This window comes from Ectobacillus sp. OTK, from assembly GCF_059698935.1.
The window spans coordinates 4,937,851-4,962,500 of sequence record NZ_AP048547.1; the positions used below are offsets into that span (position 1 = coordinate 4,937,851).

Consider the following 24,650-nt stretch of genomic DNA (forward strand, 5'->3'; position numbering starts at 1 on the left):
ATACTCCCTTAAAAATCTTCTCCTAGAATCAGATTAAGTTGACTGTAAAGCTAAATGGACATGAATATCGCTTTCCTTTTACTTATAACACATGTCCCAAAAATTAGGATGTTTTTTTCAGGAGGAAATCTTGTGAAAACTCAACCGAAAATTTTGTTGATAACAGCAAGCTTTGGAAATGGACATAATCAAGTGTCTCATGCGTTAAAGCATACATTTGAGGAACATGGCGTTTGTAATGTCAAGATATACGACTTATATGCCGATGCCTATCCATATTGGAATGAACTCGCAAAATTTTTGTATCAGCGCTCCTTTACAATCGGGGCTCCGCTTTATAAGCTGTTTTTTTATGGAACAGACAGGATGTACAAAACGAAGGCTGCTTATTTCTACTGCAGGCTCGGAAAAAGAAGACTAGAAGCAGTTGTAGAAGAGGAAAAACCGGACATTATCATTACCACTTTTCCTGTTGGAGCGGTTCCCGAATGGAGACGAAAAACAAAAAAACCGTTTCAGCTATACACGGTCGTAACCGATTACTGTCTGCATCGGACATGGGTACATGCAGAGATTGACCGCTATTACGTTGCCACTGAGGAGGTCAAACAAAAAATTGTTCAAAACGGTATTTCTCCAGCGAATATATACGTAAGCGGCATTCCTATTCGAAAAGCATTTGAATCGGGCCCAAATACCAAGCAGCTTCAGGACAAATATGGACTGCCCACAAATCGAAAAACTCTCCTATTTATGGCTGGAGCGTACGGAGTAGTGAAGAATATAAAAGCTATTACTACTAGCATATTAGAACAAAGTGATATACAAATTATCGTTGTCTGCGGACGAAACAAACAGCTATACAAGCAATTAAGCAAGCTGAAACCCATCTATAAGAAGCGTCTACACATTTTCGGATATGTAGACGATGTACATGAGCTGTATGCTATTGCCGATGCTATGATTACAAAGCCAGGCGGCATCACGCTTTCAGAAGCAACCGCCAAGCAGCTCCCAACCATTTTATACAGGCCTGTTCCCGGTCAAGAGAAGGAAAACTCGTTATTTTTCTCAAGACTTGGCGCTGCAGTTGTTGTCAGCAACAAAGAAGCGATTGTGAAAGAGGTACTGCATTTATTGAATCATACGAGCAAGCTTGATGAGATGAGCCAGGCACTTGCAAGAATCCACCAAAAAGAAAGTGCTGGGCAAATTGTACAGGATATTCTATATTCATTTTCAAATCGAAAAACGTCCTGGCAATTCGCATAAGATCCAACTACAGATTTAACAAAAAACGGAAGTCTTATAATCTCGATTTGCTGCGGAGCCACAATCACCCTTTACCATGGATAGGAACGGCCTGAATGAGAAAAGCCCTTCTAAATCCTGTGTTTATAGTATGAACGAATTAACTGCAGACGTTAGATGATCCATTTATCATTTTCCGATAAAAGCCCCCGCCTCAAGGAGCGCCAGCGAGTAAGTGACGGGCAGTTCAATACAAAGAAGACGGGAACACTAGCAGTTAAGGTGCTGAATGCTTTCTAAACTATAACAGGAGCCCTCAATACCGGCTCCTGTTATTTCCTAAATGTATGTATAATGCATGGTTCTCCGTCCATCAGCCGGTGCTCTTCCCTGTAAAAGATGCCATGTCTTGCATAGAAGCTCCGCCAAAATTGCAAGGCTCCCTCATTTGCTTGCAGCTGAGGTACACAGAAATATCCGCTCCTCCGCTTCAAAAGCTCATGGATTGCATCCGAAGCAAGTCCACGCCTGCGAAATGCGCGAAGAATAAATATATCATTTATACAATAATCTGTCCCTGGTGCAGTAAACGGGCGTTCCGCCAGCAAAAGGAAGCCTATACACTCTCCTTCATATTGAATAAAGTGTGGCTGCAGCTCCTCCCGCTCTATCACCTTATCAAACCCTTCAAACTCATACAACCCGCATTCATTTATAGAAAGAGAATAACTAAACCCTGATAAATCGTACAAATATAAGGAATATAAATTCCGTAGCTTTTCTATATGCTTTGCTGCTTCTAATGTTACACGCAAAAAACTCACACCTTTTCCGTCATCCATTCGTAATGGCTATATAAAATTCAAATTCCGCAAAAGTTTACAAATTCCTTTTTCTAAACTGCAAGAATTTATCAAAAAGCATACTTTGAAATTAGAAAAGTAGACATGCCCTCGATAAGGGAGAAGCATTTGTTCACCACTGCTATAAAGCTTCTAAAACAGAAAGCAAATATAAAGCTGCCCTATTCCAGAAGGCAGCTTTATATTTGCTTTCGATATTGCCTCATTTTTTCCTCAGCAAAAGCTCTTGCATCCATTTCAATCCATCTCTTCTCATACACCTGACTATCATTATAAAACAAAGGCCTCGTTTGTTTGTTCTCATATTGCATATCATGTCTAAGCTCGTGCAGCAGCGTTTCGAGCACCTGTTCATAGCTCTCCCATGCACAAATAAATACAAACTGCTTCCCGCGGTGATAAAAACCGTTTACCGGATATAGAAACTCCTCTTCTTCCTCTCCGAAATAAGAAAGAACACTGTTCGCTTCGCATGTGTCGCAAAAAAACACAGGCGTTGTACGCATTCCAATGAGAGCAAATACATCCTGTTTCAATTGGCTTATATCCCACGGGAATTCCTCGTCCAGCACACACCAATTCCCAGATTGCTGATACAACTTGTGAAACGGGAATTTCATTTCAGCTCCCCCTTCTTTCCTTTTCGTAAGCTTCCTATCCTCGTTATTCCACCTTTTGCACGCTGATAAACGCCCCTAAAAGAAACAGTTGAGAAAAGAAACGGTATGAACCGTTACAATTTGCTTGTCTTTGTTAGAAAATGCTTTACCATAGATTACTTGATAACGCTAATATTTAGAACTAAAACATATCACATATGTGCTGTTTACACTATTGAAACGAACTAAACAGAACAAAACGAAACGGCTGCCCCATTCATAGCAGCCGCTCCCTTGTTAAAACATTGTATGCACAAAGCTCTTCACTTCATCCAAATACTCTCGTCTCTTCTCATCATCTACCGATGGTACGCTTGTAAAGAAAATATGATCAAGCGTTTCAATACCGGTAAATGCATAGATACCTTCATCCGTTGTTTTCTTCATAGCATCAAACATATGACTTGCTACGTATACCTCTCTTGGATTTCCTTGCGTTGTAAAAAATACGCCCTTCTTCCCCTTAAGAAGCTGCTCCGGACCATGTTCACCATATGCATACGCAAAGCCATGTGTCAGCACCCGGTCAAAATACCCCTTTAACATAGCAGGAAGCCCGGTCCACCATACCGGATAAATGGTTATAATGACATCCGCCCATCTAATATGCTCTTGTTCCTCATGAATATCCGGAGGGATCGTCCCTTGCGACAACATTTCAAAGTCATGTGCAGATAAGACCGGATTAAATCCTATTTTATACAAATCACGGACGCGCACATCATGCCCTCTTTCCAAAAGTTCCCCTTGCAGCGTCTCTAAAATAGCATGGTTAAAGCTTTTTGGATTCGGATGTGCATATACAATTAAGTGCTTCATTTTTTATCCTCCTTATTCTTGCCTCAACATCCATCTTAGCCGAATGCGTCCGTCTGTATTCCATTGTTATGTATACTTGCAAGGAAAAGTCTGTATGAATCACAAAAAGTCCCTTTCCATCCCAAAACACCGAGATAAAAAGAGACTTTTTCAGTTCCACATGTTCAAAGGGAAGCTTTTCTATATATCTTAGAAGTCCTTCGCAACTTCCTTTGCTCTTGCAATTGCTTCCTCTTTAATTTGCTGCGCTCGGTCTTGATACTGGTTATGTCCTTCCACGAATAAACCGTCAAAGGAAGGGACACCAAAGAATTGCATGATAATTCCAATATAACGGTGACCCATTTCCATGGCTGCTGCCGGCCCTTCTGAATATACGCCGCCGCGCGCCTGAATGTGCAGCGCCTTTTTGTTTGTTAATAACCCGACTGGTCCTTGCTCCGTATACTTAAACGTTTTTCCAGCTACGCAAACGGAATCAATATATGCCTTCATAATTGGAGGAAATGAGAAGTTCCACATTGGCGTTACAAATACATATTTATCCGCTTCCACAAACTGATTACATAATTCATTCAAGCGGCCTACCTTAGCCTGCTCGTTTGCTGATAACTGATCAAATGCTGAGCCGGATTGCAGCTTTCCCCATCCGCTGAACACATCCGCATCGATATGCGGGATATTCTCGTTATATAAATCAAGATGTGTAACTTGATCCTCTGGATGCGCCTCTTTATACGCTTCAATAAATGCCTTGCCAACTGCCATACTATATGAAGCTGTTTCATTATGCGGATGTGCTGTAATATAAAGAACTGTTGCCATCTTAATCTCCCTGCCTTTCCTGTAATAGAAGAATAATCATTTGTAGTTTGTTCGTTTTAACCTTTTTCTTGTGAGGAACATTATCCCACGTTCTTCGTTCCGTTTATGAGAACTGCAGGCACAAATAGCTGAGCGTGCCGTATTGATAACTGCGGTGAATGACACTCGCCTCTCCTTCTTTCCCGCTGCCCAAGGCAATGAAAAATGGCACAAAATGCTCAGGGCGCGGAACTGCTGTCTGCGCGTATGGAGCCTGCTTGTCGTAATCGAATAAGGCTTCCTTATCCTTCTCCGCAAGCTTCTCAATTAACCAATCGTCAAACGCAACAGCCCAAGGCTCTGGCGTCGTTTGCCCCCACTTAATGATGCGAAGATTATGAACCGTCACACCGCTTCCGATCACTAAAATGTCCTCCTGTCCGAGCCCGCGGAGCGCTTCCCCAATGCGATATTGCTCACTCGCAGGAAGATACGGATTGACCGATACCTGCACAACTGGAATATCAGCCTTTGGGTACATACGGTATAACAGCGTCCACGACCCGTGATCCAGTCCCCTTTTCGTATCCCTTTGTACAGGAATACCTTGCTTTGTTAATCGCTCAGCTACGAGGTTAGCAATCGCCGCTGATCCTTTGGCAGGGTAGCGAATCTCGTACAGCTCAGGCGGGAAGCCGCCAAAATCATAAATGGTTTCATACATATCATCAGAGGAAGAAATCGTCAACGTTTCACTTTCCCAATGTGCTGTGAAAATGACAATTGCTTTTGGGCGAATCTGTCCCGCTAATGTCTCTAAAAACTGTGTATACTCACTATCCTCAATAGCTAACAGCGGTGAACCATGAGCTAAAAACAAAGAAGGAATCATGCTGACAGCCTCCATATAATTTTATAGTAGATTACTTTATGTAAGTTAGTATATACAGGTAATAAATTTACGTCAAGTAATAATAAGAAAAAATCTAGAAAATCTTAATAAGCTGCCCATTTGCAGCCTTCGTAACGCCATTTGTCCTCAAAACAAGCGGACAATGAGAAGATGCCCGCTCGCTGTATGTCTTCTATTGCACAGTCTTATCAATCACATTGGCAAGCCGTCGCTCAATGCTTGCTGCAAATCCCTTTAATTCGTCATGATCTAGCATGCTGATTAATGCTGTTGGCTTCGGCATACCGATATGTACCTGCTCACGCTCCGTATACACGACAATTTTACAGGGCAGAAAATAGCCGGCCATCATATTTTCACTTAAAATGCGGTGTGCCTCCTCAGGGTTACATACCTCAAGCACTTGCAATTCCTCAGTAAATGCGAACCCCTTCTCCTGCAGCTTGTCCTGTACATCAAAGCGCCACAGTATTTCAAAACCGTCGCCCTGCAATGCGTTCTCCAAACGATGAATCGTTTCCTCCGTTTCGTACGGAGAAATAACTGTATAATGAAATTGCATATGAATCGCTCCCTTCAGCTTAGTTTTCTCTAGAGAGCAAATGATTTATGACTAAAAAATAAAAAGTACATGTCACGTAGACATGTACTTTTATTTAAGCTGCCTCTATTACTCAGCTAAGCCTTCTTTTTTCAATGTTTCTTTTAAAGCAGTGATCGCAGCATCTGCATCAGAGCCTTCCGCTGTAATTGTAATCGCAGCTCCTTGCGGAATGCCTAAAGCCATTACGCCCATAATGGATTTTAAATTAACAGCCTTGCCGTTATAGTGAAGTTCTACATTAGATTCAAATTTGCTTGCGCTTTGCACAAGTACTGTCGCAGGACGCGCATGAATACCAGAGTCGCTTGTTACTGTTACTTTTAATTCAGCCATGTTGATAATCTCCTTTATACTATATAAATTGAAAACAAGCCCATTATCTCATAAGCCTTCTCATATTGGCAATATTGGAAAATAAATTTCCAATAAAGTACAGCTTGTTTTTAAGTATTATTCCCTTTACACACCTTCAGCTAGTTTTATTTTTCGTTTATTTCGCAATATAATTTTTTCTAAATAATACACAATAATAATGAATACGGACATAATCCCAAAGTATGTAGCAAGCACACCGAGGACGCTCGCACTTTGTCCGCCGCCTCTCATACCGCCCTCCATACCGCCTTCAGGGCGTGCCGGCCTTTCTCCATTTTGCGGGAAGCCTGCTTGTACGGAAGCTGTTGGTTCACTTCCCGTAGTTTGATTTCCGGAAAATTCCGGTTTTGCAGCTTGTCCGCTTCCCTCCATCATCAGCGGTCCACCTTCACCGCGCGTCGGCATTTGCTGCGTGGAACCTGCGCCAAACACAAAGCTTACACCACTTAGCTTGGAAACAAAGCCAGTGGAATACATTTCATAGCCGCCAAACGCAAGCATAAGGATTGCAGCAGCCTTCGCAATGATGCCAAGCGGCAATTTTGTTGATTTCACTTTAAAAATATTTTTCCATACCTGTATCACCCATTGCCAATGAAGCCCAACGTGAACAGCTACTAAAATAAGTGTTAAGAAGGAAACTGATATGTGTGTCACCTTAAACCACATTTCATTTCCAATGTTGATGTTCGGAAATACAACTTTTGAAATAATAACTCCGCTGACCATGTTAAATGTCATTGTAATTAATAGCAACAGGTTTAGCAAATAACCAAAACGGGTCTTCCCTGGCAGCTTACGATCAAATAGCTTTAAAGTCACCTTCTTTACCCACTGTGCGTTAAGCAGCACGTGCGTAAGAAAAATAACCGCAATTGCTAAGCCAGCAATCTCATGAAAGGTCAGTCCTCCCAGCACCCGCTTGTTAAACAGCAATACAAAGACAACTGCCATCACGATATCAATGGCAAACTTCACATACGTTATTTTCTTCATCCTTCCCATCTCCCTGCCCTCTACTCCTTAAAAAAGCTATTCTTTAACTTTATTAAACTGTTATATATGCATATTCAATGATTATTACTCACATCTTTCAAGGAGATTATAGAAGGGAACGGTGAAAGTTTAATGAAAACGAGAATTTTTTTACAGACAGGAGAGGCTGTATACGAGAGACCTTGCAGGTCGGGAACAGGAGTATGACAGAAAGAGAAAGAGACGGTCAAAAATTCCCATCCGCCTCATTTTCTTTCTGCTGATTGACAATGCTCAGTGTATGTTTCTTCTTCCTATACACGTAGAAAACAATAATTATAAGGAGAACAATCCCTCCAAGCACGTATTTATTCAGATTCACCGACAGGATCCCAAACGGAATGAGAGATAACACAAAGAAATATATAAAATTCCCAATGATTGTTCCAAGTAAAAAATGCGTAAATCGGATAGAGCTTAACCCAGCAATAATATTCACAAGACTCGTTGGTACAAAGGGAAAAACTCTTCCTTGAATGACATACATAAGTCCTGCCTTCTCTATTTTCGCAATTAATGCTGGATTCATTTTCTTTAGTACCCAGTCTTGAAAACAATAGCGAACGCCCATAAAAATGATAATTGCCGCTATAATGCTCGTAAACCAACTCCAAAGAAATCCGTTGAAAAAACCAAACAAAGTGACATTAACGGTAATTAAGGCAAGCAGTGGAATGACCGTAAATGCATTTTGAATAATCATAGCTACTAACAAAATACTGAGTGTGTAGAATAGATTTTCTCTTAAAAAAGACGGTACTGCTTGAAAATCTCCAGTTCGTATAAAATAGAACAAATCCGTATTGACCACAATGTACACACTAACAGCTATTACACTTATAAAGAAAGTGGACTTTACCCAGGGCTTAATTGTGCATCACCTTTTTCATTTGTATATGATCAAAAATTCACAATATCGAGGCGCAAATCAGTATTTCGATCATAACAGAGTTATATGTATACGATATGATAAATGCTCCCGTTCATGAACCTGATTGCAGCAATATGTTACACCCATTCACAGCCCATTTAAAATAAAGAAAACTCATCGATTGGCAAGCCTTTAGGCAATGGCAAAGGCGTATTTGCACTTATACTTTATTCCTAAAATTTCCTGCCGCATCGGATTAGCTTTTAGCTGGAAACTTATACTTTCTTAGAGTATAAAAAGACGGACACGTCCTGCCGTTGTTCCTGCGGAAAAACAACCTGCACACAAAAAGCACGGTTCGGGTGAAGCAGATTCATTGTGTTCTCTCACGCAAAAGGCGCTTTTTGCCTTTTGCGTGGAAGGCTATTCTGGAGCAGGGTGACACCTAAAACGTTATATTTTCTGATTTTATAAGAAAAGCGGACCCTATCTGCCTTTACATCCTGTCAACCCTTTAACCTCGGTTTTGTCGGATCGCAGTTCGGTTTCTGAAGCTCTGTTGCTTGTGCTAATTTTGTTAAATAATAGCATTCTTCTCTCATCATATGATCAGCCATCAAAGGCGCAAAGGTTCCTAAAGCTTTCTTGCTAAGCTCTAACTCCTCAATTTCATTTAAAAAATTCATAAAAAGCTTCATTTCTAGCGAAGTATCTTGGTTGAATTTCTCCAATGCAGGGAAAGAGGATAAGTTTGTTCTTAAGAACCCTTTTAGTTCCACCGCCTTTAAATAGAACTCCTCAAAATCCTTTGTAAAATTGTCACTTTTCTCTTTCATTTTCTTTTCAACTCTGCACAAATTAACCGAGATGGCTCCGGCATGGCCTGCCGCATCTAAAAGCCATAATAAATGATGGTGAAGTTCATGAAAGATTGGCGGAGCCTCTCCCCGTTTTAAATAGTCTAAAATTCGCAAATACTCCTCCAATTCATTCACCATATGACTCAGAAAGATCGGCCCCAGCCCTATTTGAATTTCCCCAATCAAGTGCCGCTTTATTAAGTGAAGTTTAAATTCTCTTAATGCATTGCTCTCCTCTGCCGCCTTGCTGCTTAATGAAAGTAAGTTATCGCTCTGAACGCTTTCGAGAAGCTGATCAAATACTTGAATAAACTTATTAGCGGTATCGATTTCCTGCTTCTCTTTCGGAGCGAGTGAATCATGAATAAAACGAGCATGATCCCCCAATATTTGCAACCAAAAACCATGTTCGAATTTCGCTGCTGTTTCAAAACTCGTCATCAAGCATTCTCCCCTTTCAGCATGCTCATAAAATCATATCCAAGCATATTGAAAATTATGATACATACTAAGGCAGCCGCGTTGCTTTATAATCATTTCCTTCTAGGCTGGAAACGACATGGTTACTTGAAATCCCCCAATATAATCCGCTGGATGAGCTAACTGATCTCTGTTCTAAAGAAGCCAGCCATATCTTCCTTCATACAGCTGGCCTCCCTATCTTTATATATTCTCAACCTTCATGACACGCATCGCGTTCAATACTGCCAAGAGCGTCACACCAACATCAGAGAATACAGCTTCCCACATGGTTGCAATACCGAATGCACCAAGTAACAAGAAAGCAGCTTTAACTCCCAGCGCGAAAATGATATTTTGGTAGACAATGCGTCTTGTTCGCTTCGCAACACCAATAGCAGTTGCAATTTTTGATGGCTCATCTGTCATAATGACAATGTCAGCTGCTTCAATTGCTGCATCCGAGCCAAGTCCTCCCATTGCAATTCCGATATCAGCACGCGCAAGTACTGGTGTATCATTAATGCCGTCTCCTACAAACACCAGCTTCTCTCTCTTAGCCTTCTTGGCATCCAGTTTCTCAACCTCTTCTACCTTTTGCTGCGGCAGCAATTCGGCATGCACTTCACCTAAGCCTAGCTGCCGGCCTACAGCTTCTCCAACAGGCTTTGCGTCCCCAGTAAGCATGACTGTTTTCTTCACACCCAGTTCCTTCAAAGCTTGAATTGCCTTTACCGCATCTTCCTTCACTTCATCTGAAATGACAAGGTAACCAGCATAATTCCCATTCACAGCTACATGTACGACCGTTCCAACTTCTGCAGGTACAGTAAACGCAATATTATATTTGTTCATCAGCTTTGCATTTCCTGCTAAAATTTCTTCTTCACTTACAACAACTCGTGTCCCATGTCCGGAAATCTCTTCGTAGCTCTGGATCAGCTCTTCTTTAACATCCTTGTCATACACCTTGTGTATAGAAATTGCAATTGGATGGTTTGAGTGCACCTCTGCAAAAGCCGCGTATTCTAACAATTGCTCTTCCGTCATGTTGCCTGCAGGACATATCGCAGTCACATCAAATACGCCTTTTGTCAGTGTCCCTGTTTTGTCAAATACGACGTACTTGACATCATTCAATGCTTCAAGATAGTTGCTTCCCTTCACCAAGATGCCGCGTTTGGACGCGCCTCCAATTCCGCCGAAGAAACCAAGAGGAATGGACACAACCAATGCACATGGACAAGAAATGACGAGAAATACCAATGCACGGTAAATCCATTCAGAGAACGCAGCTCCACTAATCAATAATGGCGGGAGAAATGCCAGTGCAGCTGCTGTAATGACAACAAATGGCGTATAGTAACGTGCGAATTTCGTGATAAAATTCTCTGTCGGCGCTTTCCGGCTGCTCGCATTTTGCACTAAATCCAAAATTTTGGATACAGTAGATTCGCCAAACTCTTTTGTTACCTCGACTGTCAGGATTCCATTTTTATTGATGAAGCCGCCCAGCACTTCATTGCCAGCTTCTACTTCACGAGGAACCGACTCCCCTGTTAAAGCAGATGTATCCACCATGGAGGAACCTTCCAGCACTCTTCCATCTAAAGGCACCTTTTCCCCTGGCTTTACTAAAATTACATCTCCTACACGAACATCCTCTGGTGCGACCTGTCTTGTTTCCTTTCCGACTCGCAGGTTTGCATAATCTGGCCGAATATCCATAAGTGCCGTAATGGACTTTCGAGACCGGTTGACAGCCAAACTTTGGAATAGCTCCCCAATCTGATAAAACAACATAACAGCTACGCCTTCAGGGTACTCACCTATCACAAAGGCTCCAAGTGTGGCAATGGCCATAAGGAAGTTTTCATCAAATACTTGACCTTTTACGATATTCTTACATGCCCGAACAACAATTTCACCTCCAATGAGGATGTATGCTGCTACGAACAATGCGAGGTCAAATGGAAATTCTAGGGAAGCAAATACAGCAATTGCAGTTAACACTGTACCAATAGACAGCTTGATAATGGTGTTGCGCATTTCCGCTTTTCCGTGATCATCTTGAGTGGTCGCTTCCTTACGTTCTTGCTCTGGAACGACCCTTACATCCGGCTCTAAACGGCTCACAACTTGCTTTGCTTGTTCAATGATACTTGCTATTTGTCCAGCATCTTCCGCTTCAATGATAAGCCTTTTTGATACAAAATCTAGCGTACTAGCCGCAACACCAGGTAATTCTCCAGTTTGTTTCTCGATTTTCGCCGCACAGTTTGCACAATCTAACCCCTCTAACAGCAATACCTGCTTGCGAGCAGAGCCTTTTCTTACTGTCTTTTCCTTTACTTCAACATGTGGCTCCAGCTTTTTGACAAGCTGCTTTGCTTCTTGAACAACCTTGCTTTCCTTTTCCTTTGCAGTCACTACAGTCAAGGTTTTTGTGACAAAGTTAACAGAACAAGAGGAAACACCCTCAAGCCCTTTCACACCATTTTCAATTTTCAAGGCACAGTTCGCACAATCTAATCCATCCAATTCAAATTCCCGCTTTACCGCCGGTTCCCCCATAGTGTTTCTCTCCCTTAATTTAGTTCCGGTCCTCATTCACGTGCTGGAATGCTTGATCAAAGATATGCTTCACGTGGTGATCTGCCAAGGAGTAATAAACAACTTTTCCTTCTTTACGGTTTTTAACGAGCTTTGCTTGCTTGAGCACACGCAGCTGATGTGAAATAGATGATTGTGTCATGCCTAATACATAAGCCAAATCGCATACACACATCTCCGTTTCAAACAATGCATGTAAGATGCGCGTTCTCGTTCGATCCCCTAACACTTTAAACAACTCCGCCACATCCGTTAGCGTTCCGTCTTTTGGAATGGTTTGCTGCACCTGTTTTACTGTCTCAAGATGGATAACCGTTTGATTACATGATTCCGCACAAGCATCAACCTGCTCTTCTGCTCTCTTTTCTTGTGCCATCCTTCTCTCACTCCTATACACATATGAACAACTATTCAATTGTTCATGTATTTTCTCTTATTATATGCACCACTATTCATATGTGTCAATGAATCTCTACATTATTTTCTGAATCTTGCATAAAACTGCTGTTACAATATTGTTGAAATTGCTTCAGAAGGAGACATTTCAGTTACCAGATGTACCCCTTATATTACACTAGGGAACTTTCAGGAGAATTTAAGCACAATGCAGGCCTGATAGATAGAAATGATTTTATAGCGCGGCGCTATGTCATCTTCATGTAAATATGGTATACAATGAGGTCATAAGTCATATGGAGGAGATATAGTGATAAAAGTAATTTTCGTCTTTTTACTCGCAGGAACAGCCGAAATTGGGGGAGGCTATTTGATTTGGAAATGGTTACGCGAGGGAGAGTCAGGTTGGTTAGGGCTTTTAGGGGGCATAACGCTTGCTTTATATGGAGTTATTGCTACCTGGCAGGCCTTTCCTAACTTTGGGCGTGTATATGCAGCATACGGTGGAGTTTTTATTGTGATGAGTTTATTTTGGGGTTGGGGAATTGATAAAAAAGCGCCCGATACATACGACTGGATTGGCGGGGTAATTTGTATTATCGGTGTTGGGGTTATGTTACTACCGAGAAACTAGCCAACTTCTTCTTTTAAATCTTACGTCAATGTTTAGAGAAAAATTTTTAAATATGATTTCTTATGTAGATATTATATTAGAGCCACAAGCTTAAAGTAACGGATAGATGTACGTTAAAGCATGAAATGGTCATACGCGAGAAGCAGAATTATGCTCTTAGTCTTAATTTTAAACGAAAGGATACATTGGTCAAAAATAAATAAACCATAAAATAGCCAAATCGGCTACCTTATGGTTTAACACACAAAAATAAAAAATCCACCAAAGTATGTATTTGGTGGAGACGGTGGGAGTCGAACCCACGTCCAGAAATATCGGCACTTAAGCTTCTACGAGCGTAGTCGATATATTCGCAATTCGCAAGCTCTTCAGCCTATCGACAGGCTTCGAAGCAGCTAGTCTGGTTATTCTCTTCCTTTGCCCTCAGACGGCGGGCGCCGGCGTAACCTGCTAAGAGTGGGCCCCTTACCCTACCGCACAGGTAACGGAGGGAGGAGCAGCTGCGTTAATTAGGCAGCTAAAGCTAATTTTTGTTTGCCAGTTATAGGCGTTGACGTTTTAACGAGGCCGATCCCCTCGACTCGCAACTTAAGCTCGAACTACCCCTGTCGAATCCGTAACGTCCCCATTATAAGAAGACCCTTTACGGGAAGCTATCAAGAGAGCTCATGATGAGCTGTTTTTCAATGTGCATCAATCACTTACAAACTTATTATAACATAACATTTACACTTTGCAATTGTAAGTTTTTGTATTAGCCTTTTTGACGATCGCGGAAGGCACGTTCAATTTCACGTTTTGCTTCCTTCTTTTTTAAATCCTCGCGCTTGTCGTAATTCTTCTTACCCTTTGCTAAACCAAGCTGGATTTTGGCAAATCCATTTTGCAAGTAAAGCTTAAGCGGCACAATTGTGTTCCCTGTTTCCTTCGTGTAACCGATTAGCTTTTCAATCTCTCTGCGGTGTAAGAGCAGCTTGCGCGTGCGGAGCGGATCATGATTGTAACGATTCCCTTGCTCGTACGGGCTAATATGCATGCCAAATACCCATATCTCTCCGTTTTGAATACGGGCATACGCGTCCTTAAGGTTCACCTTTCCAGCGCGAATTGATTTAATTTCCGTTCCTTGAAGGACAATACCGGCATCATATGTGTCTTCAATAAAATAGTCGTGGAATGCTTTTTTGTTTTGTGCAATTACTTTGCCGTGACCCTTTGGCATAGTTTGTCCCTCCCTTATTTGCATTATTATAGCAAACAATATGATATTTCTCAATGCAGCATAATTGCTTGGATCTGCCGCCTGAAAAATTTCCTTTTTCTTACATAAAAATCTCTATCTATAAGCCATACTAACAATACCTATATAGCTCGTACATAAGAGAAAGGTTTTATTGAAACTGTATGCTCATTCAACAATACAAGATAATCCATAAACCGGTTACAAATGGCACACAACATCAAAAATAATCTAACGTAATATAAGGAACTAAAAACCAAAACAGCGGATGCATAAAGGATGTGTATAACAGATGCTATCCGATCAAATCAATCTATTTTTTCGGGAGAATATCGGTCATAGCGATGATGCGCAATTTCAAATCATCAAAACAGGCGATCAGCAGATTCAGTGTATTTACTTGTCCTCCGTATGCGATAGTGCGTCTCTGCAAAACAAACTAATTTTTCCCTTTTATGCAATGAGATCTCTTTCCGCCTTTAAGCAGTACATTAAAAGCATGGAAAGCTATAAAGAATACAAAAACGAAGCTGAGGCGCTGCAATCGATATTACGCGGCTTTGTACTCATTTTAATAGAAGAGGAAGCATTTCTCCTAGGCTGCCGTAGTGCGTTTACGAAGGAGCCGCTCGATACATCGGTAGAAACGACAATTCAAGGTCCGCAAAAGGCACTAAGTGAAAATCTCGATACAAATATCAGCCTGATTCGACACCGATATCATCAGCCTTCACTCAAAATTGAAGTTCCGCGAACAGTTGGAACAGTCAACGAGATGGAGCTGGTGATGCTATACGACCTAGAACGGGTAAATCCAGACGTTTTGGAGGATGTAAAGCAGCATCTCAATCAAGTTAAAAAGGAGATTATCCAATCCACAGGAGAACTGCACCGACTACTGAATAGACATGGAAAAATGCTGTTCCCTATCTATATGGTTACAGAACGCCCTGATCGAGTTGCTTATAATCTAGAGAAAGGAAAAATCGTCCTCATGATCGAAGGAAACCCGTTCGCTCTTATTGTCCCTGCCGTTTTCGTCGATTTTATGAGCTCTATGGATGATTTATATCAACCATATTGGGTTGGGAAATTTCTCATCACGCTCCGTTATATTGGACTATTTCTTAGCCTATGTCTTCCCTCGGCTTATGTGGCATTAACATCCTACAACCCAGAAGTCTTCCGAGTGCAGCTCGCACTGTCGATCGCGGGAAGTCGCATCGCCGTCCCGTATCCCTCCTATTTGGAGGTGCTGTTCATGCTGCTTATGATGGAGCTGCTCGTTGAAGCATCCATTCGTTTGCCGAAAACAATTTCCTCCACCGCAACAACGGTGGGCGGGCTGATTTTAGGACAGGCAGCTGTAGAAGCTGCGCTTGTCTCCAATATTATGATTATTATTGTTGCCGCTGTTGCTATTTCTAATTTTGTAATTCCGATTAACGAAATGAGCTTTGCCATGCGCGTTGTCAAATATATATTGCTTCTCTTAACAACAACAACCGGATTCGTCGGCCTGATTGTTGGAATGCTTGCAATCCTCGTATATTTAGCACATCTAAAAAGCTTTCAGGAGCCATATCTTCGTATTGCATACGGCGAGAAGCCGGAAAAAATTAAACACAGCAACTCATAGGAGGAGGGAAAACTGCATGGGAATGAGCCGCCACCTATACTGGCTTATTTTACTAAACATGATTGCCAATGTTGTTGCCTATGTCCCGCATATTTTGCTAAAAGAACGGTTTTCCGGCATGGTGCTGGCTATCATTATCGCTACCATCCTTGGCACAGGCTTTCTATTTTGGTATACGAGTGTTCTCGCTAAATTTCCAGCGCAGGGCCTGCCGGAAATCCTGAAGAATCGCGTTCCATCATCGTTTCGCTTTTTCTTTGTTTTTCTGCAAGGCATTCTCTGGTTCCAAGCAGGGTTCATCACACTCATTATTTTCTCTGATATTACCAAGAGTTTCCTAAATCCTAATACTCACACATTTGCTATTGCATTGCTGTTTGCACTGGTCAGCGGCGGCGGAGCACTGCTGGAAACGAAAATGCTGTTATTCCTGCTTGAAATACTGCTTCTTACCAATATACCTATTATGCTTTTTATTTTTTTCAAGGCGTACACCAATGAGTTTTTTAATTGGGATATGATCTTGGTGACAATGACACACTTTTACGAATTACCTTCCTGGACTACGATTTCAGGTGCCCTTTACACCTTTCTTGGCTTCTCAAGCTTGGTCATTTTCAATCGAGCAATCCCGAAGCTAAATCGAAAATGGCTTTGGCTTGTACCAGTCATTGGTCTCATTAACTTATTTACAACGGCATTCGTGCCAATTGCTATGCATGGCACGATTCAAGTCGGAAAATATGTATTTCCTTGGGTGTCAACTGCTGATACACTGCGCATGGAATTTGGATTTGTTGAACGTATGTTATTTATGTTTTTGCTTTTATACATCACGATCTCACTTGTTAGCGTTATGATTCACTGGCACGTCGGGATTGAATGGTTGAAAAGTATGTTTCCGCAGGTTCAAAAACAAAAGAAATCCAATATACCGCTGCTCGTGATGGCCTTTCTTATTACAGCATCGTGTGTGATGACGATTTTTACGAATGAGGCACACATTTATATGATCGCCAGATTTTGGATATCTGCTACGATCCCATTCCTGCTGTTTACCATTCTGCCGCTTGCATGGCTAGCAAGGAAGCAAAAAGCATGAATCGTTCCTTTCTCATTTCTATATGGATCTTATTGACTGTGATTCTGAACGGCTGTGACTTTAAAGACATTGATAAACGTTTTTTTGTCATCGCAATCGGATTGGACTCATCTACAAAGTTTGAAGACGGCTATAAGGTGAGCTTAAAGTTAGCACTGCCGCACTCCGATCCCAAAATTGGGACGAAAAATTTTACTATTGTATCCGAAGAAGGACAAAGCATTTCCGAAGCAATCCAGGTTATCGAATCACGAGTTAATAAAAATCTGGATTTCGGTCAGGCAAAGACCATTGTTATCGGTGATGAAGCAGCGCAAAGAGACGTTCGCCGTACTATAGATTGGTTTATGCGGCGGCAAGATATTCAACAAATTGCCTGGATAACGATTGGCAGGCCAAGCGCTGAGAAGGTGCTTCAGCAAAAACCAAAAACGGAGCGGCTGCCCTCCAGTGTACTGCTTCAGTTCTTTGGTGATACTGGCACAGAATCTCCCTATATTATGTATACATACTTATTTGATTTTCTCCGCCGCCTTCAGGAGCCAGGTCTTAGTGCATTGCTTCCTATTATTGAAGTTAGTAAGGACAGCAGTGTACATCAAATCCAAAAAACCTCTATTTTTAAGAACGAAAAAACTGTTCTTACGCTAGGTAAAGATGAAACAAAATTTTTGAATATCGTAGCGCGTGCTTATCACAAAGCAGATTTGAAGGTAAAAAAAGACAAACACTACTTTATCTTAGCCATGAATGGTTCTTCGGTTTCATATTCAATCCATACAGAAAATAAGAAGGAACCATATATCAATATGTATATAAAAATTAGGGGGATTATTAAAGAATCGAGTCTGCCTCTTCAGCAGGTACACTTAAAAGAGTATGAAATCCTAACCTCGAAAACAGTAAAAAAAAGTGTCCATTCCTTGCTGCGTAAGCTGCAAAAGAAGCGAGTAGATCCTGTAGGGTTTGGCTTGCGTTTTCGTTCCCGCCATATCGGTGATGAAAAAGAATTGTATGCTGGGTGGAAGAAGCTATATCCTAACGTACAATTTCGTGTGTATGTTGATACAGAAATTCAAGGAACAGGTGCGATTGAATAAGAAAAGCGGATACAGTTCGCTAAAGTTATACTTTCTTATCATTTAAAAAAGACGATGATTGCCCATCGTCTTTTTCATTAACGCTTTTTCTTTTTCTTACGTTTAAAGCTCGGCGCATTTTCAAAAAATGCTTTTTTCTTGCCATCCCTTGACTTCGGCTTCGCACCGCGGCGATTATGCCCATTTCCTTCTTCCGTTCGCTTTCTCCGTCCTCCACGCGCTTCAGCAATAACTGTAGGACGATCCTTGCGCTCGCGTCTTGGGCTTCCCTTCATGCCAACAACCTCGAAATCGATCGACCGCTCGTCCTTATTTACCTTCACAACACGAATCGTTACTTCGTCTCCAATGCGGAACACCTTTCCTGTACGTTCTCCAATCATTGCGTAATGCTGCTCATCATAGCGGTAATAATCATCCGTTAAATAACTAACGTGAACGAGACCTTCAATCGTGTTGGGCAGCTCAACAAACAAACCGAAGTTTGTAACAGAGCTAATCATGCCCTCGAACTCCTCACCGATTTTATCCATCATATATTCCGCTTTTTTCAGTTCATCTGTTTCACGTTCAGCTTCTACAGCGCGGCGTTCCATATTAGATGAATGCTCTGCGATATTAGGTAAATTTTCACGCCACTTTGCCTGCGTATCCGCATCCATTTTCCCATTAATTAAATAAGTTCGGATAAGGCGATGGACAATTAGGTCAGGATAACGACGGATTGGTGAAGTGAAGTGTGTATAATATTCCGTTGATAGTCCAAAATGACCGAGGCTCTCCGCATCATAACGTGCCTGCTTCATGGAACGAAGCATGACAGTGGAGATCACTACCTCCTCCGGCTGGCCTTGTACCATCTCAAGAATTTGCTGAAGGGCACGCGGATGAATATCATTTGCTTTCCCCTTTACCGTATAGCCAAAGTTCGTGATAAATTGGAAAAAGCGCTCTAGCTTGTCTTCCTTCGGCTCTTCATGCACACGATACATAAACGGTACGTTCAGCCAATGAAAATGCTCCGCAATTGTTTCATTGGCAGCTAGCATAAACTCCTCAATAAGCTTTTCTGCCGTAGACCGCTCTCGCAGCACAACATCCTTTGGCTGACCGTCTTCATCCACAATAACCTTTGCTTCCTTAAAATCAAAATCGATCGCACCTCGATTCATCCGCTTTTCACGAAGAATTGCTGCAAGCTCACCCATATTCTGAAACATTGGAATGAGTGTCTCGTACCGAGCAAGCAGCTCCTCATCCTTATCCTCAAGAATGCGATTTACATCAAAATATGTCATCCGCTCCGTTGTTTTAATGACACTTTGGAAAATATCATGCTTTACGACCTCGCCCTTTGCACTAATTTCCATTTCACACGAAAGGGTCAACCGATCAACCTTTGGATTTAAAGAGCAAATACCATTTGATAGGCGGTGCGGAATCATTGGAATCACGCGGTCAACAAGATAGATGCTCGTACCGCGGTCTGCTGCTTCCACATCAATCGGCGACCCCTCTGTTACATAATGACTGACATCTGCAATGTGCACACCAAGCTTGTAGTTTCCATTATCCAGCTTTGTCACGGTAACGGCATCATCCAAATCCTTCGCATCTGCACCATCGATTGTCACAATCACTTCATCCCGCAAATCACGGCGATTCTCTAAATCCTTCGGGTCAATTGTATCTGGCACATTGTTTGCTTGGTCTAATGCATCCGCCGGAAACATCATTGGTAAACCATGCTTATGAATAACAGATAAAATATCAACACCTGGATCATTTTTATGACCAAGAATTTGGATGACTTCGCCCTCTGCACTCATACGGTCCTGCGGATAAGCAGTAATTTTTACGACTACCTTATGACCTTCTACCGCCCCCATCGTCGCATGCTTTGGGATAAAAATATCACTGATAATACGTTTATCATCAGGAATAACAAATCCAAAATTCTTCGATTCTGTATATGTACCAACTAGCTGCTTGGTGCCGCGTTCAATAATACGGACAATTGTTCCTTCTTTTCTAGAACCGCTCGTTTCAGAGTTGATTCGCGCTAACACCGTATCACCATGCAGCGCACCATTTAGCTCTGTCGGTGGAATAAAAATGTCGTCCTTCCCCTTTTCCTCCGGAACAACAAACGCAAAACCGCGTGAATGCCCTGTAAGCTTTCCTTTCAGCAGATTCATTTTTTCAGGCAAACCGTAGCGGTCACTGCGAGTGCGTACAACTAAACCTTGCTCTTCCATTGTAACAAGCGCTTTAACAAAGTCTTTAAAATCCGCTGCTTCTTCAATACCGAATGCTTCCTCTAACTCCTGTACAGTTAATGGTTTATATACTTCTTCCTTCATGAAGGACAATAGCTTTTCTATATGCTTTTGTATTATGTCGTCCAAATAAAATCCCTCCTTCTTGTAACACAGATATTATCATTATTTCCTAAATAAGCGGTATGTATAAATAGTATTTAATACGAAAAAGGACAGCATCTTCTGTATGCAAGATCTATTGCTGTCCTTCATCCCTTTTAAACCTGTAACATTTACCAATCGAGCTTCTCTAAAAATTGATAGATGTCCTCATGCAGCTCATCTTTCTGCTTGTCCAATGTAATTACATGCGTAGATTCCTCGTACCATTTAATCTGCTTTATATTCGATTCCACACCATTGTAAATAATATTAGCACTATCTGTATTAATCATCTCATCATGGCGCGCTTGCACAACAAACGTTGGTGCATAAATCATATCAATATTGTTACGTACATCACGCATGAAATCTTGCAGCGCCTTTAAGGTTCCCATCGGTGTCTGTTTAAAACGAAGCATCTCCTCATCAATTTGTTCCGGTGATTTGCCTAGTCTTTTTTTATATTCTCTAGCGTATGCTAAAACTCCTTGATACATAATTTCCTCGCTCTTAATATACATCGGTGCACACATCGACACTACGCCTATGATAGGTACTGTATAGGAGAGTTTCAACGAGAATATACCGCCAAGTGAAAGACCGACAGCAGCAATTTTCTCATGCCCTCGTTCCTTTAAAAACTCGTACGCCTCCATGACATCCTTCCACCAATCCACCGGTCCTGTATGTACAAGTTCCTCTGGCGGGACACCGTGACCCTTATAAATTGGTGCATGGCATGTATAACCCTTGCTTTCTAAATAACGTCCAAGCATGCGGACGTCTGCTGAATGTCCTGTAAATCCGTGCAGCAGCAGTACTGCACGCTCTCCCGCCTCAAATGTAAACGGTTTTGGAGATGTTATCTTCATATTCATATCCTCTTTCTATAATTGTATAGCAATAATAGTAGTGTATCATATTGCTTTTGGATTAATCTAACATCACAAACAAAAATAAGAAAAGTGGAATAAGCCAGCCTTTGCTCTGGCAGGAGAATATTCTCTGTCACACAAGGTGCAAAGGTTATTCTAGAAACTGAAACAGGCCGCATCTGCTAGACAACGGCCAAAAGGTTATGCTTGCTTAAGCTTTGTCCAAAAGCTCACCGATTAGCAGGCTTTTGAGCAGAGATAAAAGCATTGTTACACTTATCTTTACATATAAAATTTCCAGTCTATCGGATAGCTTCCCAGCTAGAAATTTATGTTATCTGAAAGAAAGTACAAAAAAGATCCAACCGAGGACGGTGAATCTTTTACATATGCTGATAGCTTTATGCTACGTACCCCACTAAAATAGCAAGTACGAAGAATAAAACAGCAAATATAACCGTTAAACGCTGCAAAACCGCTTCAAAGCCGCGAGCCTTTTGCTTTCCAAATAACTGCTCAGCGCCGCCTGAAATCGCACCGGAAAGACCTGTACTTTTGCTCGATTGCAGTAGAACCAATACAATCATAACAAGGGATACAATAATTAATAAGACTGATAAAAACGTATGCACGTAATAACCTCCCATATGTCATACACAGTTAAGCTTATTATAAATGTACCATAAAGGGGCTGGAGGAACAAGGGATGCAATATATGGATTCCCTTTTCTTGCAAAAGCTGCGTAAGAAAACGAAATCGACCCGTTTGGCTCACGAAGAAGGGCGCTCCTCCGCAGATAGCAGGCCGATGAAATCAGACATCCTCCAAAAGCTATACTTTCTTATTCTTTAAGAAAAGCGGACAAGGCCCGTCCTGCTCCCGAAGGAGGCAGTTCTCCGCACATTGAGGCGCTTTTTTCCTCAGTGAGCGGAGGTCTTTCTCCACGGCAAGCAAATCACGGGAGCTAAACAGTGTCCCCTAAAAAGTTATACTTTCTTACCTTTGAACAAAAAAAGACTAAATCAATTAGATTTAGTCTTTTTTGCCTAGCGACGTCCTACTCTCACAGGGGGAAACCCCCAACTACCATCGGCGCTGAAGAGCTTAACTTCCGTGTTCGGTATGGGAACGGGTGTGGCCTCTTCGCCATCATCACTAGACCTATTTTGTTTGAAGGGTATTCCCTCAAAACTAGATAACACGCTGTGCTGTGTAATTATGATTAAGCCCTCGATCGATTAGTATCTGTCAGCTGCACATGTCGCCATGCTTACACCTCAGACCTATCAACCTGATCATCTTTCAGGGATCTTACTAGCTTGACGCTATGGGAAATCTCATCTTGAGGGGGGCTTCATGCTTAGATGCTTTCAGCACTTATCCCGTCCGCACATAGCTACCCAGCGATGCCCTTGGCAGAACAACTGGTACACCAGCGGTGCGTCCATCCCGGTCCTCTCGTACTAAGGACAGCTCCTCTCAAATTTCCTGCGCCCGCGACGGATAGGGACCGAACTGTCTCACGACGTTCTGAACCCAGCTCGCGTACCGCTTTAATGGGCGAACAGCCCAACCCTTGGGACCGACTACAGCCCCAGGATGCGATGAGCCGACATCGAGGTGCCAAACCTCCCCGTCGATGTGGACTCTTGGGGGAGATAAGCCTGTTATCCCCGGGGTAGCTTTTATCCGTTGAGCGATGGCCCTTCCATGCGGAACCACCGGATCACTAAGCCCGACTTTCGTCCCTGCTCGACTTGTAGGTCTCGCAGTCAAGCTCCCTTATGCCTTTACACTCTTCGAATGATTTCCAACCATTCTGAGGGAACCTTTGGGCGCCTCCGTTACACTTTAGGAGGCGACCGCCCCAGTCAAACTGCCCACCTGACACTGTCTCCCGCCCCGATGAGGGGCGCGGGTTAGAACTTCAATACAGCCAGAGCGGTATCCCACAGGCGCCTCCACCGAAGCTGGCGCTCCGGCTTCCCAGGCTCCCGCCTATTCTGTACAAGCTGTACCAAAATTCAATATCAGGCTACAGTAAAGCTCCACGGGGTCTTTCCGTCCTGTCGCGGGTAACCTGCATCTTCACAGGTACTATAATTTCACCGAGTCTCTGGTTGAGACAGTGCCCAAGTCGTTACACCTTTCGTGCGGGTCGGAACTTACCCGACAAGGAATTTCGCTACCTTAGGACCGTTATAGTTACGGCCGCCGTTTACTGGGGCTTCGATTCAAAGCTTCGCCTGGAGCTAACCTCTCCTCTTAACCTTCCAGCACCGGGCAGGTGTCAGCCCCTATACTTCGCCTTGCGGCTTCGCAGAGACCTGTGTTTTTGCTAAACAGTCGCTTGGGCCTATTCACTGCGGCTCTCCTTACGAAGAGCACCCCTTCTCCCGAAGTTACGGGGTCATTTTGCCGAGTTCCTTAACCAGAGTTCTCTCGCTCACCTTAGGATTCTCTCCTCGCCTACCTGTGTCGGTTTGCGGTACGGGCACCATTTACCATCGCTAGAAGCTTTTCTTGGCAGCGTAGAATCAGGGAGTTCGCCCATAAAGGGCTTCCCCATCACAGCTCAGCCTTTACGGTAAGCGGATTTGCCTGCTTACCAGCCTAACTGCTTAGACATGCACAACCAGCGGCATGCATCCCCTATCTTTCTGCGTCCCTCCATCGCTCAAACGGTAAAGAGGTGGTACAGGAATATCAACCTGTTGTCCATCGCCTACGCCTTTCGGCCTCGGCTTAGGTCCCGACTAACCCTGAGCGGACGAGCCTTCCTCAGGAAACCTTAGGCATTCGGTGGATAGGATTCTCACCTATCTTTCGCTACTCATACCGGCATTCTCACTTCTAAGCGCTCCACCAGTCCTTCCGATCTGGCTTCACCGCCCTTAGAACGCTCCCCTACCACTGATACCAAAAGGTATCAATCCGCAGCTTCGGTAGTATGTTTAGCCCCGGTACATTTTCGGCGCAGAGTCACTCGACTAGTGAGCTATTACGCACTCTTTAAATGGTGGCTGCTTCTAAGCCAACATCCTAGTTGTCTAAGCAACTCCACATCCTTTTCCACTTAACATACATTTTGGGACCTTAGCTGGCGGTCTGGGC

At 42.6% G+C, this 24,650-nt stretch carries 22 protein-coding genes, 2 rRNA genes and 1 other RNA gene (1 of these 25 running past the window's edge); 6 read left to right on the plus strand and 19 right to left on the minus strand.

What is annotated here, in order from left to right:
- Nucleotides 1-132 precede the first annotated feature (132 nt).
- Nucleotides 133-1,272, plus strand: coding sequence for an MGDG synthase family glycosyltransferase (locus AC6HZ4_RS24550; protein ID WP_497492478.1), 1,140 nt, complete (start codon nucleotides 133-135; stop codon nucleotides 1,270-1,272).
- A 311-nt stretch (nucleotides 1,273-1,583) separates the two neighbouring features.
- Here AC6HZ4_RS24550 and AC6HZ4_RS24555 read toward each other — a convergent pair whose 3' ends face one another.
- The 12 genes from AC6HZ4_RS24555 to AC6HZ4_RS24610 form a co-directional block, all read right to left on the minus strand.
- A complete protein-coding gene (locus AC6HZ4_RS24555) occupies nucleotides 1,584-2,066 on the minus strand; it encodes a GNAT family N-acetyltransferase (protein WP_497492479.1) in 483 nt (160 codons plus the stop codon).
- A gap of 227 nt (nucleotides 2,067-2,293) precedes the next feature.
- Nucleotides 2,294-2,734 (minus strand): DUF3920 family protein, encoded by a 441-nt coding sequence (locus AC6HZ4_RS24560; RefSeq protein ID WP_497492480.1) that lies wholly within the window; start codon nucleotides 2,732-2,734, stop codon nucleotides 2,294-2,296.
- A gap of 276 nt (nucleotides 2,735-3,010) precedes the next feature.
- The gene (locus AC6HZ4_RS24565) at nucleotides 3,011-3,592 is read right to left on the minus strand and encodes an NAD(P)H-dependent oxidoreductase (protein WP_497492481.1); all 582 of its coding nucleotides are present in this window, start codon (nucleotides 3,590-3,592) and stop codon (nucleotides 3,011-3,013) included.
- A 189-nt stretch (nucleotides 3,593-3,781) separates the two neighbouring features.
- Nucleotides 3,782-4,417 carry an FMN-dependent NADH-azoreductase gene (locus tag AC6HZ4_RS24570; RefSeq protein WP_497492482.1) on the minus strand — a complete coding sequence of 212 codons (636 nt, stop codon included), beginning with the start codon at nucleotides 4,415-4,417 and terminating at the stop codon, nucleotides 3,782-3,784.
- Between the two features lie 103 nt (nucleotides 4,418-4,520).
- A complete protein-coding gene (locus AC6HZ4_RS24575; protein ID WP_497492483.1) occupies nucleotides 4,521-5,288 on the minus strand; it encodes a DODA-type extradiol aromatic ring-opening family dioxygenase in 768 nt (255 codons plus the stop codon).
- A 193-nt stretch (nucleotides 5,289-5,481) separates the two neighbouring features.
- Nucleotides 5,482-5,871 carry a DUF302 domain-containing protein gene (locus tag AC6HZ4_RS24580; RefSeq protein WP_497492484.1) on the minus strand — a complete coding sequence of 130 codons (390 nt, stop codon included), beginning with the start codon at nucleotides 5,869-5,871 and terminating at the stop codon, nucleotides 5,482-5,484.
- 108 nt (nucleotides 5,872-5,979) lie between these two features.
- The gene (locus AC6HZ4_RS24585; protein ID WP_497492485.1) at nucleotides 5,980-6,246 is read right to left on the minus strand and encodes a phosphocarrier protein HPr; all 267 of its coding nucleotides are present in this window, start codon (nucleotides 6,244-6,246) and stop codon (nucleotides 5,980-5,982) included.
- Nucleotides 6,247-6,372: 126 nt separating this feature from the next.
- Entirely contained in the window at nucleotides 6,373-7,284 is a 912-nt protein-coding gene (locus tag AC6HZ4_RS24590; protein WP_497492486.1) for a DUF4405 domain-containing protein, read from the minus strand.
- Nucleotides 7,285-7,510: 226 nt separating this feature from the next.
- Entirely contained in the window at nucleotides 7,511-8,134 is a 624-nt protein-coding gene (locus tag AC6HZ4_RS24595; protein ID WP_497492487.1) for a TVP38/TMEM64 family protein, read from the minus strand.
- 566 nt (nucleotides 8,135-8,700) lie between these two features.
- Nucleotides 8,701-9,495, minus strand: a complete 795-nt coding sequence (locus AC6HZ4_RS24600; RefSeq protein ID WP_497492489.1) for a DUF2935 domain-containing protein — start codon at nucleotides 9,493-9,495, stop codon at nucleotides 8,701-8,703.
- A gap of 222 nt (nucleotides 9,496-9,717) precedes the next feature.
- Nucleotides 9,718-12,087, minus strand: coding sequence for a heavy metal translocating P-type ATPase (locus tag AC6HZ4_RS24605; protein ID WP_497492490.1), 2,370 nt, complete (start codon nucleotides 12,085-12,087; stop codon nucleotides 9,718-9,720).
- Nucleotides 12,088-12,106: 19 nt separating this feature from the next.
- A complete protein-coding gene (locus AC6HZ4_RS24610) occupies nucleotides 12,107-12,502 on the minus strand; it encodes an ArsR/SmtB family transcription factor (protein ID WP_497492492.1) in 396 nt (131 codons plus the stop codon).
- Between the two features lie 330 nt (nucleotides 12,503-12,832).
- Here AC6HZ4_RS24610 and AC6HZ4_RS24615 point away from each other — a divergent pair, with 330 nt between their 5' ends.
- Complete coding sequence (locus tag AC6HZ4_RS24615; protein ID WP_497492493.1) at nucleotides 12,833-13,156, plus strand: YnfA family protein; 324 nt, start codon at nucleotides 12,833-12,835, stop codon at nucleotides 13,154-13,156.
- A gap of 275 nt (nucleotides 13,157-13,431) precedes the next feature.
- Here the strand turns inward: AC6HZ4_RS24615 and ssrA are convergent.
- Nucleotides 13,432-13,783: a transfer-messenger RNA gene (ssrA, locus tag AC6HZ4_RS24620) on the minus strand.
- A 127-nt stretch (nucleotides 13,784-13,910) separates the two neighbouring features.
- Nucleotides 13,911-14,378: an SsrA-binding protein SmpB gene (gene smpB / locus AC6HZ4_RS24625; RefSeq protein WP_129732069.1), complete on the minus strand. Its 468-nt coding sequence runs from the start codon at nucleotides 14,376-14,378 to the stop codon at nucleotides 13,911-13,913.
- Nucleotides 14,379-14,688: 310 nt separating this feature from the next.
- Between smpB and AC6HZ4_RS24630 the strand changes: the two genes are divergently transcribed.
- The 3 genes from AC6HZ4_RS24630 to AC6HZ4_RS24640 are packed head-to-tail and all read left to right on the plus strand — an operon-like array spanning nucleotide 14,689 to nucleotide 18,237.
- The gene (locus tag AC6HZ4_RS24630) at nucleotides 14,689-16,035 is read left to right on the plus strand and encodes a spore germination protein (protein ID WP_497492495.1); all 1,347 of its coding nucleotides are present in this window, start codon (nucleotides 14,689-14,691) and stop codon (nucleotides 16,033-16,035) included.
- 16 nt (nucleotides 16,036-16,051) lie between these two features.
- Complete coding sequence (locus AC6HZ4_RS24635; protein WP_497492496.1) at nucleotides 16,052-17,137, plus strand: hypothetical protein; 1,086 nt, start codon at nucleotides 16,052-16,054, stop codon at nucleotides 17,135-17,137.
- Nucleotides 17,134-18,237 (plus strand): Ger(x)C family spore germination protein, encoded by a 1,104-nt coding sequence (locus AC6HZ4_RS24640; protein WP_497492498.1) that lies wholly within the window; start codon nucleotides 17,134-17,136, stop codon nucleotides 18,235-18,237. Before AC6HZ4_RS24635 ends, AC6HZ4_RS24640 begins: the two co-directional genes overlap by 4 nt.
- Nucleotides 18,238-18,314: 77 nt before the next feature.
- Here the strand turns inward: AC6HZ4_RS24640 and rnr are convergent, their stop codons facing one another.
- From rnr to secG, 3 genes are all read right to left on the minus strand, one after another.
- The gene (gene rnr, locus AC6HZ4_RS24645; protein WP_497492499.1) at nucleotides 18,315-20,645 is read right to left on the minus strand and encodes a ribonuclease R; all 2,331 of its coding nucleotides are present in this window, start codon (nucleotides 20,643-20,645) and stop codon (nucleotides 18,315-18,317) included.
- A gap of 146 nt (nucleotides 20,646-20,791) precedes the next feature.
- Nucleotides 20,792-21,532, minus strand: a complete 741-nt coding sequence (locus tag AC6HZ4_RS24650) for an alpha/beta hydrolase (protein ID WP_497492501.1) — start codon at nucleotides 21,530-21,532, stop codon at nucleotides 20,792-20,794.
- Between the two features lie 404 nt (nucleotides 21,533-21,936).
- Nucleotides 21,937-22,167 carry a preprotein translocase subunit SecG gene (gene secG, locus AC6HZ4_RS24655; RefSeq protein WP_497492502.1) on the minus strand — a complete coding sequence of 77 codons (231 nt, stop codon included), beginning with the start codon at nucleotides 22,165-22,167 and terminating at the stop codon, nucleotides 21,937-21,939.
- Between the two features lie 74 nt (nucleotides 22,168-22,241).
- On the opposite strand from secG, the gene AC6HZ4_RS24660 reads away from it, so the two are divergent.
- On the plus strand, nucleotides 22,242-22,388 hold the full coding sequence (locus AC6HZ4_RS24660; protein ID WP_497492503.1) for a hypothetical protein: 147 nt from the start codon (nucleotides 22,242-22,244) through the stop codon (nucleotides 22,386-22,388).
- Nucleotides 22,389-22,580: 192 nt separating this feature from the next.
- On the opposite strand, the gene rrf is transcribed toward AC6HZ4_RS24660, so the two are convergent.
- Together rrf and AC6HZ4_RS24670 are read right to left on the minus strand one after the other, a co-directional pair.
- Nucleotides 22,581-22,696 (minus strand): 5S ribosomal RNA (gene rrf, locus AC6HZ4_RS24665).
- Between the two features lie 58 nt (nucleotides 22,697-22,754).
- Nucleotides 22,755-24,650: ribosomal RNA gene (locus tag AC6HZ4_RS24670) — 23S ribosomal RNA — on the minus strand (it continues 1,030 nt past the right edge of the window).

What these genes read in the sequence shown, in the direction of transcription:
- AC6HZ4_RS24560 (WP_497492480.1), bottom strand. Translation starts at nt 2,734, where the DNA reads ATGAAATTCCCGTTTCACAAGTTGTATCAGCAATCTGGGAATTGGTGT.
- AC6HZ4_RS24565 (WP_497492481.1), bottom strand. Translation starts at nt 3,592, where the DNA reads ATGAAGCACTTAATTGTATATGCACATCCGAATCCAAAAAGCTTTAAC.
- AC6HZ4_RS24570 (WP_497492482.1), bottom strand. Translation starts at nt 4,417, where the DNA reads ATGGCAACAGTTCTTTATATTACAGCACATCCGCATAATGAAACAGCT.
- AC6HZ4_RS24575 (WP_497492483.1), bottom strand. Translation starts at nt 5,288, where the DNA reads ATGATTCCTTCTTTGTTTTTAGCTCATGGTTCACCGCTGTTAGCTATT.
- AC6HZ4_RS24580 (WP_497492484.1), bottom strand. Translation starts at nt 5,871, where the DNA reads ATGCAATTTCATTATACAGTTATTTCTCCGTACGAAACGGAGGAAACG.
- AC6HZ4_RS24585 (WP_497492485.1), bottom strand. Translation starts at nt 6,246, where the DNA reads ATGGCTGAATTAAAAGTAACAGTAACAAGCGACTCTGGTATTCATGCG.
- AC6HZ4_RS24590 (WP_497492486.1), bottom strand. Translation starts at nt 7,284, where the DNA reads ATGAAGAAAATAACGTATGTGAAGTTTGCCATTGATATCGTGATGGCA.
- AC6HZ4_RS24600 (WP_497492489.1), bottom strand. Translation starts at nt 9,495, where the DNA reads ATGACGAGTTTTGAAACAGCAGCGAAATTCGAACATGGTTTTTGGTTG.
- AC6HZ4_RS24605 (WP_497492490.1), bottom strand. Translation starts at nt 12,087, where the DNA reads ATGGGGGAACCGGCGGTAAAGCGGGAATTTGAATTGGATGGATTAGAT.
- AC6HZ4_RS24610 (WP_497492492.1), bottom strand. Translation starts at nt 12,502, where the DNA reads ATGGCACAAGAAAAGAGAGCAGAAGAGCAGGTTGATGCTTGTGCGGAA.
- smpB (WP_129732069.1), bottom strand. Translation starts at nt 14,378, where the DNA reads ATGCCAAAGGGTCACGGCAAAGTAATTGCACAAAACAAAAAAGCATTC.
- AC6HZ4_RS24630 (WP_497492495.1), top strand. Translation starts at nt 14,689, where the DNA reads ATGCTATCCGATCAAATCAATCTATTTTTTCGGGAGAATATCGGTCAT.
- AC6HZ4_RS24635 (WP_497492496.1), top strand. Translation starts at nt 16,052, where the DNA reads ATGGGAATGAGCCGCCACCTATACTGGCTTATTTTACTAAACATGATT.
- AC6HZ4_RS24640 (WP_497492498.1), top strand. Translation starts at nt 17,134, where the DNA reads ATGAATCGTTCCTTTCTCATTTCTATATGGATCTTATTGACTGTGATT.
- AC6HZ4_RS24650 (WP_497492501.1), bottom strand. Translation starts at nt 21,532, where the DNA reads ATGAAGATAACATCTCCAAAACCGTTTACATTTGAGGCGGGAGAGCGT.
- AC6HZ4_RS24660 (WP_497492503.1), top strand. Translation starts at nt 22,242, where the DNA reads ATGCAATATATGGATTCCCTTTTCTTGCAAAAGCTGCGTAAGAAAACG.